Consider the following 13,297-nt stretch of genomic DNA (forward strand, 5'->3'; position numbering starts at 1 on the left):
CTGCAATCCTCGCCGGTCTTCGCGTGCGTTGCATCGATATCTGCGCGCCAATAGCATCCGTGAGCGCCCTCTCCTCGCGAACCGCCGAGCTTCTGTCGCGACTTGAGGGTCGGCTGGATCGGTCGGCGATCGTCTCGGCAGATGAGGCCGGGCCGCGTTACAGGGAAGACCCCGACGGCAAGACCGGTGCGCGGCCGGAGGTCGTGCTGCGACCGCGGACTGCCGGCGAGGTGTCGGACATACTGCGCCTGTGCAATGAGGCGGGGCAGAGGCTTGTGGTCCAGGGGGGCCGGACCGGGCTTGCCGGCGGCGCTCGCATCCAACCCGGCGAAGCTGTGCTGTCGCTGGAGCGCATGACTTCCGTTGAAGCTCTCGACCGCGAGGCGGCAACCATCATCGCCGAGGCCGGCGCGCCGCTGCAAGCGGTGCAGGAAGCCGCCGATGCGGCCGGCTTGCTGTTCGGCGTCGACATCGGAGCGCGCGGCACGGCCACCGTCGGTGGCAATGTCGCCACCAATGCCGGCGGCATCCGTGTGCTGCGCTACGGCATGTTCCGGGCGCAGGTGCTTGGGCTGGAAGCGGTGCTTGCCGACGGCAGTATTCTGACCTCGCTCAAGGGTTTGGCGAAGGACAACTCCGGCTACGACCTCAGCCAATTGTTCATCGGCAGCGAAGGCACGCTCGGCGTGGTCACACGCGCATGCCTGCGGCTGCATCCGAAGCCGGCCACCGAGATCAACGCCTTCTGCGCGCTTGCTTCGCTGGACGCGGCGATCACGTTGCTTGCGCTGCTCAGGCGGAAGCTCGGGCCCTTGCTGTCGGCCTATGAGGTGAATTTCGCACCGCTCTATGGCGCCATGATCGCCGGCATGGAGGCGCCGGCGCCGCTGCCCGCCGGCTCGCCCGTCTATGTGCTTGCCGAGATACAGGGCAGCGAGCCCGACCGCGACGGCGAACGTTTTGCCGCGGTGCTGATGCAGGCGGTTGAAGATGGCGTGATCGACGACGTGGTCGTCTCGCAATCGCCGCGCGAATTCCGGGCGCTCTGGGCGGTGCGAGAAGAGGCCAACCGTTTCCTGTTTTCGATGGCAGGCCTGATCGGCGTCGATATCAGCATCCCACTGGCGAGAATGGCGACTTTCCTGGGCGAAACAGAAGCCGCCATCAGGGCCGTCGACCCTGGCGCCGACATCTACGTCTTCGGCCATCTCGGCGATGGCAATCTGCATTATCAGGTCCGCACCGCGGATCCGGCGGCCGCATACGGCATCGTGTACCGCGGTGTTGCCACCGCCGGCGGTGGCGTTTCGGCCGAACATGGCATCGGCCTCGACAAGAAGGAATGGCTGCACCTTGTGCGCAGCGACGCCGAGATCGCGGCCATGCGCCGCCTGAAAGCAGCCTTCGACCCGAACAACATCCTCAATGCCGGGCGCATCTTCGACCTGGCGCCGGGCTGAAATCGAAGGCCGGTAGCGCTGGCCGGATACTGTCTCTATCTGGTCGCGCTCTTCAATTCCGCATGCGCAACCGCAATGCGGGCAGCAAGCGCGGCGTTGTTGCGGACCAGCGCGATGTTGGCCTTCAGGCTGCGGCCTTGCGAAAGCTCATTGATGCGTGCGAGCAGAAATGGCGTTAGTTCCTTGCGCCCGATGCCGCGCTTCTCGGCCTCAGCCACGGCCGCTGCGATCGTGCCGTCGATGAACGCCGGATCGAGCGCGTCCGCTTCGGGGATAGGGTTGGCGACGAGAATGCCGGTGCCGGATTCCATCTCGTCATGCAGCAGCATGGCTCGCGCGATCTCGTCGGGCGTGTCGAGGCGATGATCGGCCTTGAGCCCGCTGGAGCGGGTGTAGAAAGCCGGAAAATCATCGCTCCCATAGGCGATCACCGGCACGCGCTGAGTTTCCAGATATTCCAGCGTCTTCGCAATATCGAGGATCGACTTAACTCCGGCGCAGACGACGGTCGTGCCGGTTTGGCCGAGTTCGGTCAGGTCGGCGGAGATATCGAAAGTGGCTTCGGCGCCGCGATGCACGCCGCCGACACCGCCGGTCGCAAAAATGCCGATCCCGGCTAAAGCGGCGATCCGCATCGTCGCCGAGACGGTGGTTCCGGCCGAGCCGCCGCGCACCATGATGGCGGCGAGATCGCGCCCGGAAGCCTTGACCACGCCCTTTGCCGCTGCCAGCTCTTCCAGTTCACGGTCGTCGAGGCCAACCTTGATCTTGCCGGCGACCACTGCGATCGTGGCGGGCACGGCGCCGTTTTCACGCACTACGGTCTCGACACCACGGGCAGTTTCCAGATTGGCCGGATATGGCATGCCGTGGGTGATAATCGTCGATTCCAATGCCACCACCGCGCGGCCTTCATCAAGCGCAGCAGCGACTTCATCGTTCAGGTGGACAAGGAAAGGTTTCATATCATCTCGCTTTCAGGCAGGAATGCGGTACATGCCGGCGGCAAGGAAGCGCGGCGACAGATCGGGATGGACGCTGGATTCGCTCTCGGTGGTCAGTGTGGCAAGCAGTGCGCCGGTGCGCACGGCATGAGCGACCGGCTCACCCGAAAGCACCTTGTACAGAGTGCCGGCGATCATCGCGTCACCGGCGCCGGTGATGTCGACGGGCTGGGCCGGGACGGAGTGCATGTTCGTCACACCGCTCTCGGTCGCAACGGCAAATCCATGCGCGCCTACGGTCACGATCACCTCTCCGGCGCCGGCCGCGCGCAGCGCTGCCGCTGCTTCCTCCGGCGTCAGCCGCTTGTCGGCATCCGTCATGCCGAGCATCATATTGGCCTCGTCATGATTGGTGAATAGAAGATCGATGCCGGTCAGGTCCTTCGGCAGGCGCGCTGATTTCGGCGACGAGACCGCGTCGACGGCGAGCTTGAAGCGCGCGGCCTGCTTGCGCGAGATCAGTGCTGCGAGGGTCGCAGCCGGCAGATTGCAGTCGATGAACACCCATGTCGCCGAAGCCAGATGCGGCCAGAAGCGGTCGAGATAGGACGACGAAAACAGATCGAAGATCTCCATGTCGGCAATGCCGAGCACGAGGTCGTTGTTGCGGTCGAGGATGGCCGCGTATTCCGCCGTCGGCCGTTCCGCGGTGGTGATGACCTGGCTGACATCGGCGCCGAGGTCGCGCAGATGCCGCACCATTGAGCGGCCGGTTTCATCGTCGCCGACGATCGAGACGAAGCTTATGTCGACGCCGAGGCGGGCAAGGTTTTCGGCGACGTTGCGGGCAACCCCGCCGAAGCTGCGATAGCCGTCGACCGGGTTCGACGTCTCGAAAATCAGATCCTTCTTGGCGTGGTATTTGCGGTCGAGCACCGCGCCGCCGACGCAGACCATGCGCTTGGACGTCGGCAAGACGTAACCACGGCCGAGAATGTATCCCTTGTTGACGAGTTGCACGATGTGAGCCGCGACCGTCGAGCGGGCGATGCCGAGCACCGTTGCTATGTCCTGCTGGCCGGCGAATGGGTTCGCCGCAATGAGGTCGAGAACCGCTTGTTCCTGTGCTCCAAGGTCGTCCATTGTCTCACCCGGCCGTCAAATTCGAGGCTGAACGCTTTCGCAACAACAGATGACATTGTCAACATTTGTTTCGACCGGCGGCATTTGACCAATCGGCGCTCCCGCGACTCTCTGCCAGCCGGACGAAGAAAGCGGGTGAGCACATTGAAGAAAGCTATTTCACCAAGGAGGACGAAAGTTGCTCTTGTCGGCGTGCAGCGCCAGGGAGGAACTGAGGCCTTAACGCGAGACGGCGAAGAGCGCTAAGCCTTCAGCACCGAGACGGCCAATTCGCTGTTGTGGACGTATTCGTTGGCGTCAGGCTGCTTCTGCACGAGCAGGATGAACAGCAGGTCGGTCAGCGTCAGTTGTGCATCACGCGCAGTTATCGATGACGAGCGCGCGCGCTCTTCATCGGCGATCGTGTGGAGGCGAATGTCGGCAACCCGGCTCAGCGGATTGTCGCGAAGTCCGGTGACGGCGATAACGGTGGTGCCACGTTTGCGGGCAAGTTCAGCCATCCGCAGGGTTTCGATGCTCGCCCCGGAATAGGAGAGCGCGAACAGCACGTCACCTCGTCCAAGCGTCGAGACATTGGCCATTTGCACATGGCTGTCGCTGTCGTGCAGCACGTTGCGGCCGAGCTTCATCAGCTTGTAGGAAAAATCGCGCGCCACCAGCGAGGATGCGCCGACGCCGGCCAAATGAATACGGCGCGCACCGTTCAACGCTTCGAGAGCCTTGCCGATTTCCTGCTCGGTGTTGGCTGCGACGGTCTGTTGCATCGACAAAAGCTTGCTGCCGATCAGCTTGCGCAAGATGACCAGATAGCTGTCGTCGACCTCGATCGAACCGTGGATCATGCCGGCCGGCACGTGCCATTCCTGCGACTTGGCCTCACTGACGGCGAGCTTAAGCTCCTGATAGCTGGAATAGCCGAGCTTCTGGCTGAACTTGACGACGCTCGACTGGCTGCGGCCGATCTCGGCGGCAAGCGCCGCCGTCGACAGGCGGAGCATCTGGTCGGGATTATCGACGATATACCGACCGATCTCGCGGTCGCCGGGCGCCATGACTTCGAGCTTGGCCTCGATCTTCTTCAGGACGGACATGCGTTCCTCCATTGCCTGTCATCGACAATGCCAAGCCAAGGAATAAATTATTCCGTCTCTGATTGCCAGCCAAGAATGAACCATCAAATCTCGACTGGTGCGGTTGCGGCCCAGCCTTCGGGCATGTCGACGATTCGGACATGAAAGATCGTAGACTCGCCGACAGCTCGGGATTAGGTCAGAGCCATGGACAAATTGCGGATCGTCGGCGGGCACAGGCTTGAGGGCGCGGTGACGATCTCCGGCGCCAAGAACGCGGCCTTGCCGCAAATAGCGGCGGCGTTGCTCAGCCCCTATCCGCTGCAGCTGACCAACCTGCCTGAGGTGACGGATGTCGACAACATGCTTGGCGTCGTCGGCCTTCATGGGGCCGAAGTCACCAGATCGGCGAATGCCGCCACAATCGATACCAGTGCTGCCGCTTCCAGGGAGACAAGCTACGATACCGTCAGGCGCATGCGCGCGACGGTGCTGGTTCTCGGTCCACTGCTTGCCCGCTTCGGCCATGCCCGGGTCTCGCTGCCTGGAGGCTGCGCGATCGGCGCACGGCCGGTCGACATGCATGTCGCCGCACTTGCCGCACTTGGCGCCGATATCGCGATCGAAAACGGACTGATCGTCGCGTCTGCGCCGGGCGGACTGAAAGGCGCGCGCATCGTTTTGAGCTCGCCGTCGGTCGGCGCGACCGAAACGGCGATGATGGCGGCGACGACGGCAAACGGCGAGACCGAGATCCTCAACGCGGCCCGCGAGCCGGAGGTGGCCGATCTTGCCGCCTGCCTGAACGACATGGGCGCGCGGATCGAGGGCGCCGGCACGCACCGCATCCTGATCGGGGGCAGCACAGACTGGCGCGCCGCCACGCACGACATCATCCCGGACCGGATAGAGGCCGGCACCTATGCCGTCGCAGCGGCCATCACCGGCGGTCAGCTCGAGCTGACCCACGCGCGGCTCGAGCACATGGCATCCATCGTCCAGCTGCTCGAAGCAGCCGGTGTGAAAATATGGCCGGGCGACCGCGGGCTGATCATATCGAGAGACGGGCCGCTCAAGGCGGTCGACGTGACGACGGAGCCCTATCCGGGCTTTCCGACCGATCTCCAGGCGCAGTTCATGGCGTTGATGTGCTGTGCCGAGGGCGCTTCGCTGTTGCGCGAGACGATCTTCGAGAACCGCTTCATGCATGTGCCTGAACTGATGCGGCTCGGCGCCAATATCAAGCTGCAAGGCACCATGGCGCTGGTGCGCGGAGGCGAGAAGCTGAAGGGCGCGCAAGTGATGGCGACCGACCTGCGCGCCTCCGTCTCGCTGGTGCTAGCAGCGCTGGTGTCGGAGGGCGAGACGACGATCAATCGCGTCTATCATCTCGACCGCGGGTACGAGCAGTTGGACCGCAAGCTCCGGCTGTGCGGCGCCCAGATCGAACGAATAAGGCAATGAGTGCCGGTGGGGCGTCTCCGCATTATTTCCTGGGCGTCGATGGCGGCGGAACCGGCTGCCGCGCGCGTATCGAAGACGAGGCAGGAACCGTGCTCGGGCAAGGCCTGTCGGGCCCGGCGACAACGCGACTCGGTATAGAGGTGGCCTGGGCCTCGATTGCCAAAGCCTTTGGCGCGGCGATCGAAGAGGCAGGTTTCGCGGCGGCGGAAATCGCCAGGATCCGCGCGGGTATCGGTGTTGCCGGCATCGGCCGTAAGGGTGCGCTCGAGGCGTTTCATGACATCGAACAACCCTTTGCGAGCATCGACTTCGTCAGCGACGGCGTCGCGGCTTGCCTTGGCGCGCATTCGGGTCAAGACGGCGCCATCGTCATAGCCGGGACCGGTTCGATCGGGCTCGGCTTTGTCGAAGGGCGCGACCTGCGCGTCGGCGGTTACGGTTTTCCGATTTCCGACGAGGGCAGCGGCGCCGATCTCGGACTGAAGGCAGTGCAGCTTGCCTTGCGAGCCCATGACGGCCGGCATGAGCGGACGGCGCTGCTGGCCGAGGTGATGCAGCGCTTCAAGGACGATCCGTTCGAGGCGGTGGCCTGGATGGACCGCGCCAGCGCGACGGACTATGCCGCCATGGCGCCGATGGTGATCCGCCATGCCGACCAGGGCGATCCGGCCGGTCGGCGGATCGTGCAAGGCGCTGCCGAGCAGATCGACACCTTCGTGCGGGTGCTGTTCGAAAAAGGCGCGCCGCGGATTACGTTGCTCGGTGGGTTGTCCAGCCCGCTTGAGCCATGGCTCGCTCCCGACGTCCGCCGACGGCTGAAGCCGGCCGACGGCGATGCGGTTTCGGGAGCCATAATCCTGGCCAGACAATCCCTCTGCCGCCAGTGATGCCTTGCTCGGCAAGGAATATAATATTCCTACTTTCCGTTGACAGAGGGAATATCGAATTCTAAAAAGTTAACGAAACAGAACCGGCGCAGCCGGTACGGAGCCGACGGCCAGGTGCAGGCACTGGACGCCGCTTGCCGCGGGCATCACAGTCCTGCTCGCAGTCGCACTTGAAAGTAAGCGAAGTGGTCGAACAAGGGTTGATGTCGGAGCTGGAGCGGCTGATTTCCGAGGACCGGAACCCGAAAACCATGGACATCGATCTGTTGCCGACCCTCGAGGTGCTGCGCAAGATCAATGACGAGGACAAAGGCGTTGCGGCAGCCGTCGAGAAGGTCATCCCCGATATTGCTGCGGCCGTGGACCGGATCGTGAGCGCGTTCCAGAACGGTGCACGCCTTGTCTATATGGGGGCTGGCACCAGCGGCCGGCTCGGCGTCCTCGACGCCTCGGAATGTCCGCCGACCTTCGGCGTACCCGAGGACATGGTGGTGGGCCTGATCGCCGGCGGCGTCGACGCGCTGATGCACTCTGCGGAAGGCGCCGAGGACGATCCGAAACAGGGAATAAAGGCGCTGCAGGACATCAAGCTGACCGCTGGCGACGTGGTGGTCGGCATCGCTGTCAGCGGACGCACACCTTATGTGATCGGTGGCCTGACCTATGCCAAGGAAGTGGGAGCCACCACCGTGGCGTTGTCCTGCAATCCTCGATCGACCATTGCCGGCATTGCCGATATTGGCATCTCTCCGGTGGTTGGCCCGGAGGTCCTCACCGGCTCGACCCGGCTGAAATCGGGAACCGCGCAAAAGCTGGTGCTCAATATGCTGTCTACCGCCAGCATGATCCGCATCGGCAAGAGCTATCAGAACCTGATGGTTGACCTCAATCCAAGCAACAAGAAGCTTGTCGCAAGGGCGGTTAGGATCGTGATGCAGACGACCGGCTGCGCGGCACAGCAGGCACGACAGGCACTCGACCAGACCGGCAATGATGTAAAACTGGCAATCCTGGTGACGATCACCGGCATGGGTGTCGAAGAAGCACGTAAGGCGCTTGCCAACGCGGGAGGTTTCCTGCGCAAGGCGATAGGCGAAAAGACGGTGTAAGACCGCATGGATACTGGGCCGATGTTCCGGGGCGTGTGTCCCTTTGAAGCGGTCCGGGGAACTGCAAGGCATCTGGTTTAACAATAATGGGAGACGACAATGGTACGGCACATTGGCAAGAAACTGCTTACCGGCATGACGCTCGCGGCAATGGTTGCCATCGCCGCGCTACCGGTGCAGGCGAGTGCGGCGACGCTGCATATGGCGTGGTCGCAGGACGCCACCGGGCTTGATCCGCACAAGCAGACCGCATTCTCCTCACTGCGGCTGCTGGAGCTGATCTACGAACCGCTGGTGCGGCTCGACGCAAAGCTGCAAATCACGCCCGCGATTGCCGATTCATGGCAGTTCTCGCCGGACGGCAAGGAGCTGAGCTTCAGGCTCAATCCGAAAGCAAAATTCCAGAACGGCGCCGCCGTGACCTCGGCCGACGTCAAGGCATCGTTCGAGCGCATACTCGACGAGAAGACGGGTGCTGCGGCGCGCGCCAACTTTCTCTCGATCGCCAGCATCGACACGCCCGATCCCGCCACCGTCGTGTTCCACCTCTCGCAGCCGGACGTGCCGATCCTGACGGCGATGAGCGACGTCAACGCGGCGATCGTCCCGGCAAGCGAAATCGCGGCCGGCTCGATCGGCACGACAACGATCGGCTCGGGTCCGTTCAAGCTCGAAAAATGGGATCCGAATTCCAAGGAAGTGCTTGTCGCCAACAAGGACTGGGCAGGCGGCGCGACCGGCGTCGACGGCATCGATATCAGCGTGCTGCCGGACGAGACGGCGATTCTGGCGGCGATGCGCACCAAGCAGATCGATTTTGCCCTGCTCAACGATCCGCTTGTCGCCACGCTGGTGCCCAAGGAAGCCAGCCTGCAGTTGAACCGCGTGCCGGTGCTTGCCTATCACGTGCTGCAGCTCAATCCCTCCCGCAAGCCGATGACCGAACTCAAGGTGCGTCAGGCGATTTCCTGCGCCATCGACCGGCAGGAAGTGCTGGACACCGCCTCGCTCGGCGAAGGCAAGGTCACCGGCCCGCTGACCATCCCGGCACTGGCGACCGATCCGAAGCAGTTGTTCTGCTATAAGCGCGACATTGAGAGGGCCAAGCAGTTGATGGCCGAAGCCGGCTATGCCGACGGCTTTTCGGCGACCGTGATCGGCGCCACCGGCGAGCCGCCGACGGCAGCGGCGGAAGCCCAGGTCATCCAGTCGCAACTCGCAGAAATCGGCGTCAAGCTCGACATCAAGATGATGGAGCTCAACGTCTATGTCGACGCCTGGCTGAAGGGCGATTTCGACATGGCAGTCGCGCTGAACGGCGGCAGGGCCGATCCCTACACTATGTACAACCGCTACTGGACCAAGACGGGCAATCTGCAGAAGGTGGCGAACTATATCGACGACACGCTGGACAGTCTTATGCAGAAGGGCCGCACCGAGACCGACCCGGCAGCGCGCAAAGCGATCTTCGCCGACTTCGAGAAGCACATCACTGAGATGTCGCCCTGGATCTGGCTCTACACGTCCTACAGCTACACGGCACAGCAGAAGAATATCGCAGGATTCGAACCGGTGCCGACAGGTTCGCTGTTCAGCCTCGCCAAGGTGACGATCCAGTAGCTGCTTCGATGCCGGACGAGAGGATATTCTTCGCGTGAACTATCTGATGCGGCGACTGGCGACCTTCCCTCTCGTCCTGCTTGGCGTGTCCATCGTGGTGTTCCTGGCGATCCGGATGGTTCCGGGCGATTCGATCACGGCAATGCTGGGGACCGAAGCCGGCCTGCTGACGCCGCAGCAGCGCGATGCGCTTGCAGCTTATTTCGGCATCGACCAGCCCTGGTTCATCCAGTACTGGCGCTGGCTGCTTGGTCTTTTCCAAGGTAATCTCGGCATTTCGTCCACCTATGGCAGGCCGGTGCTCGACGTCATCCTCGAGCGTTTCCCGCTAACGCTGGAACTCGCCCTGCTGTCGATGGTCATCGCCCTGCTTGTCGGCATGCCGGCGGGGATCTTTGCCGCCACCCATAACGAAAAGCTGTCCGACCTCGGCGTGCGCGTTGTCGCAATGATCGGGCAGTCGACGCCGAACTTCGTCCTTGCCCTGCTGATCATCTACACGCTGTCGGCGGGGTTTGGCGTTTTGCCGGCGATGGGCGAGTTTTCGCCGCTGTGGCAGGATCCGCTGCGCAATCTCGGCCAGCTGTTGCTGCCTGCGGTCACGCTTGGATTTGCCTTCGCGGCTTCGGTGACCCGCATATCGCGTTCGGCGATGCTCGATGTGCTCAGCGACGACTATGTCAGGACGGCGCGCAGCAAGGGCGTTTCGGCGCGCGGCGTCATCTGGCGGCATGCTTTGCCCAACGCGCTCATCCCGGTCGTGACGCTGAGCGGCATAGAGTTCGGCTACCTCCTGGGCGGAGCTGTCATCGTCGAGCAGATCTATGCGCTGCCCGGTCTCGGCCGCATGGTGCTGGATGCCATCCTGCAGCGCGACTACGCGCTGGTGCAGGGAAGCGTGCTGTTCATCGCCTTCAACTTCATGATCGTCAATCTCCTCGTCGACCTCGCCTATGTCGCGCTCGACCCGCGTATCCGGCTAAGCGAGCACTGATGGCGACATTGCGGGCTATATTTGCGCATCCCAGCGGCCGCATCGGCGGTGCGATCGTTGCGCTTTATCTGCTGCTTGCCGTGCTTGGCATGCTGGGGCTGACGCCGCACAATCCGCTGACGCAGCACCGGGTCGAACGGCTGCATGCGCCTGATAGCACCTACTGGATGGGCACGGACCTATTCGGCCGCGATGTCGCAAGCCGGCTGATGACCGGGATCGGCCAGTCCTTCATCGTGGCCTTCTTTTCGGTCGCCGTCGCGACACTGGCCGGCACCGTGCTCGGGCTGGCGGCAGCCTGGTTCGGGCGCCGCTGGGACGGCCTAGTGATGCGCATCATGGACGTTGTGCTGGCGTTCCCGGCGATCCTGCTGGCGCTGCTGATCGTCGCGGTTGCGGGACCGGGAACCTCGACCAGCGTCATTGCCATCGCCATCGTCTACACACCGATCTTCACGCGCGTCATACGAGGTCCGGCTCTGTCGCTCAAGGCGCGCGAGTTCGTCGACGCGGCCCGCACGTTCGGCAGCAGTGCGGGCTATATCGTAACACGGCATCTGCTGCTCAATCTGGTGGCGCCACTGACGGTTCAGGTGACGCTGGCGCTGGCCTGGGCACTGCTGACCGAAGCCGGCTTAAGCTTCCTCGGGCTCGGCACGCAGCCGCCCGCCGCGTCGCTCGGCCTGATGCTGAGCGACAGCCGCAATCTGATGGAGACAGCTCCCTGGCTGATGATCTTCCCGGGCGTGGCGATCATGATCGGCATCCTCGGTTTCAACCTGCTCGGCGATGCGTTGCGCGATGTCCTCGACCCGAAGATGCGGAGATCGATCGCATGATCTCGCTGCTGTCCGTCAGCGGATTGCGCGTCGGCTTCGGTCGCAACCCGCAAGCCAATGAGGTCGTGCGCGGCGTCAGCTTCGATCTCGCCGACGGCGAAACGCTGGCCATCGTCGGCGAAAGCGGTTCGGGCAAATCGGTTACGGCGCTGTCGATCAATCGCCTTGTCGATTATGGCGGCGGCCGCATCACCGGCGGGTCGATCAAGCTGAGGCGGGCCGACGGCAGCACCTTCGACCTGACAGCCGCAGCCGAGCCGCAATTGACGAAGATCCGCGGGGGCGAAATCGGCATGATCTTCCAGGAGCCGATGACCTCGCTCAATCCGGTGCTGACCATTGGCTGGCAGATCGAGGAATCATTTCGCCTGCATCGCGGCCTGACCGGCCGGCGAGCGACGGCGGCGGCCAAGGACGCGCTCGACCGCGTCCGTATTCCGGACGCAGCGAGGCGGTTGAAATATACGCCCAACCAGCTGTCGGGCGGCATGCTGCAGCGGGTGATGATCGCCATGGCGATTGCGTGCAACCCGCGCCTGCTCATTGCCGACGAGCCAACGACGGCGCTGGATGTTACGGTGCAGGCGCAGATCATGGCGCTGCTCGCCGAGTTGAAGCAGGAAACCGGGATGTCGATGATCTTCATCACCCACGACATCGGTCTGGTTGCAGGCATCGCCGACAAGGTGATGGTGATGCAAGGCGGAGAAGCTGTCGAGCAGGGCGCATTGAACCAGATATTGGACGATCCGCAGCATCCCTATACGCGGCATCTGCTGCATGCGGTGCCGCATTTCGCCGGCGGCGGTGCGACACGCAGGGACGCGCAACGCGAAAAGCAAAAAGCTGCCGAGCCGGCGCTGAAGGTCGATGGCCTCGTGGTGCGATTTCCGGTCAAGGGTGGTTTTCTCAGCCGCGCCAGCGGTGCCGTCCATGCCGTGGACGGTGTGGATTTCGAGCTAATGCCGGGCGAGACATTGGCGGTCGTCGGCGAGAGCGGTTCCGGAAAGTCCACCACCGCCCGCGCGATTCTGGGGCTGGTGCGCTCGACGCGCGGCACAATCTCGGCCAGCGCGCGCAAGGCCGCCGCCGGGCAGAGCGCCCTTCCCGTGCAGATGGTGTTCCAGAATCCCTATGGCTCGCTCAATCCCAGACTCACCGTCGAAAACCTCCTCGCAGAGCCGGTGATCGCTACCGGCGGACGGATAACTGCTGAAACGCGGGCGAAAATGGCAGCGCTGCTGAAACGCGTCGGCCTTCCGGAAAACAGCCTGCAGCGCTATCCGCACGAATTCTCCGGCGGCCAGCGGCAACGCCTGTGCATCGCTCGCGCGCTGATGCTCAATCCTTCGGTTATCGTCCTCGACGAAGCGGTTTCGGCGCTCGATGTGTCGGTGCAGGCCAGGGTGTTGAAGCTTTTGATCGAGCTGCAGCGTGAATTCGGGCTGGCCTATCTGTTCATCTCGCATGACATGGCTGTCGTCGAGCGGATCGCCCATCGCATCGCGGTCATCTATGCCGGCCAGATTGTCGAGATCGGCGATGCCAGATCGGTGCTCTCGGAGCCGAAGCACTCCTATACCAAACAGCTTATCGCGGCCGTTCCTACTATAGACCGGCGGCATGAACGTTTCGAGCTGGACACGCGCCAGGTCCCCTCGCTCGTGCGTCCGCTGGGGTTTGAGCCGGGCCCGGCCAATTGGCAGCAATTCGGGCCGGATCATAGAGCACGGGTGGAAGTGTGATGATTGTCGCCCAAGGATATGA

General features: G+C 63.3%; 11 protein-coding genes. 8 read left to right on the forward strand and 3 right to left on the reverse strand.

The features are described 5' to 3' along the window. Window positions 1-59: 59 nt before the first annotated feature. Window positions 60-1,460 carry an FAD-binding oxidoreductase gene (locus NKI52_RS10780; protein ID WP_502897750.1) on the forward strand — a complete coding sequence of 467 codons (1,401 nt, stop codon included), beginning with the start codon at window positions 60-62 and terminating at the stop codon, window positions 1,458-1,460. A 35-nt stretch (window positions 1,461-1,495) separates the two neighbouring features. Here the strand turns inward: NKI52_RS10780 and NKI52_RS10785 are convergent, their stop codons facing one another. The 3 genes from NKI52_RS10785 to NKI52_RS10795 form a co-directional block, all read right to left on the reverse strand. Beyond that, window positions 1,496-2,425 (reverse strand): pseudouridine-5'-phosphate glycosidase, encoded by a 930-nt coding sequence (locus tag NKI52_RS10785; RefSeq protein WP_023676041.1) that lies wholly within the window; start codon window positions 2,423-2,425, stop codon window positions 1,496-1,498. Between the two features lie 12 nt (window positions 2,426-2,437). Beyond that, on the reverse strand, window positions 2,438-3,547 hold the full coding sequence (locus NKI52_RS10790) for a carbohydrate kinase (RefSeq protein WP_023676042.1): 1,110 nt from the start codon (window positions 3,545-3,547) through the stop codon (window positions 2,438-2,440). Between the two features lie 242 nt (window positions 3,548-3,789). After that, complete coding sequence (locus NKI52_RS10795; protein ID WP_352590290.1) at window positions 3,790-4,638, reverse strand: MurR/RpiR family transcriptional regulator; 849 nt, start codon at window positions 4,636-4,638, stop codon at window positions 3,790-3,792. 186 nt (window positions 4,639-4,824) lie between these two features. On the opposite strand from NKI52_RS10795, the gene murA reads away from it, so the two are divergent. The 7 genes from murA to NKI52_RS10830 all read left to right on the forward strand — a co-directional run bounded on the left by murA (window position 4,825) and on the right by NKI52_RS10830 (window position 13,275). Then, entirely contained in the window at window positions 4,825-6,081 is a 1,257-nt protein-coding gene (murA, locus tag NKI52_RS10800; RefSeq protein WP_352590293.1) for a UDP-N-acetylglucosamine 1-carboxyvinyltransferase, read from the forward strand. Then, a complete protein-coding gene (locus NKI52_RS10805) occupies window positions 6,078-6,968 on the forward strand; it encodes a glucosamine kinase nucleotide-binding domain-containing protein (protein ID WP_352697922.1) in 891 nt (296 codons plus the stop codon). The genes murA and NKI52_RS10805 overlap by 4 nt, the downstream gene beginning before the upstream one ends. Before the next feature lie 185 nt (window positions 6,969-7,153). Continuing rightward, complete coding sequence (gene murQ / locus NKI52_RS10810) at window positions 7,154-8,077, forward strand: N-acetylmuramic acid 6-phosphate etherase (RefSeq protein ID WP_023676046.1); 924 nt, start codon at window positions 7,154-7,156, stop codon at window positions 8,075-8,077. Window positions 8,078-8,176: 99 nt separating this feature from the next. Further along, on the forward strand, window positions 8,177-9,697 hold the full coding sequence (locus NKI52_RS10815; RefSeq protein WP_352697924.1) for an ABC transporter substrate-binding protein: 1,521 nt from the start codon (window positions 8,177-8,179) through the stop codon (window positions 9,695-9,697). Window positions 9,698-9,731: 34 nt separating this feature from the next. Then, window positions 9,732-10,691, forward strand: a complete 960-nt coding sequence (locus NKI52_RS10820; protein ID WP_352452397.1) for an ABC transporter permease — start codon at window positions 9,732-9,734, stop codon at window positions 10,689-10,691. Further along, window positions 10,691-11,530, forward strand: a complete 840-nt coding sequence (locus NKI52_RS10825; RefSeq protein ID WP_352697926.1) for an ABC transporter permease — start codon at window positions 10,691-10,693, stop codon at window positions 11,528-11,530. The genes NKI52_RS10820 and NKI52_RS10825 overlap by 1 nt, the downstream gene beginning before the upstream one ends. Beyond that, window positions 11,527-13,275 (forward strand): ABC transporter ATP-binding protein, encoded by a 1,749-nt coding sequence (locus NKI52_RS10830; RefSeq protein ID WP_352697927.1) that lies wholly within the window; start codon window positions 11,527-11,529, stop codon window positions 13,273-13,275. Before NKI52_RS10825 ends, NKI52_RS10830 begins: the two co-directional genes overlap by 4 nt. The last annotated feature ends 22 nt before the right edge of the window (window positions 13,276-13,297 follow it).

This window comes from Mesorhizobium sp. M0590 (assembly GCF_040320905.1).
Lineage (GTDB): Bacteria > Pseudomonadota > Alphaproteobacteria > Rhizobiales > Rhizobiaceae > Mesorhizobium.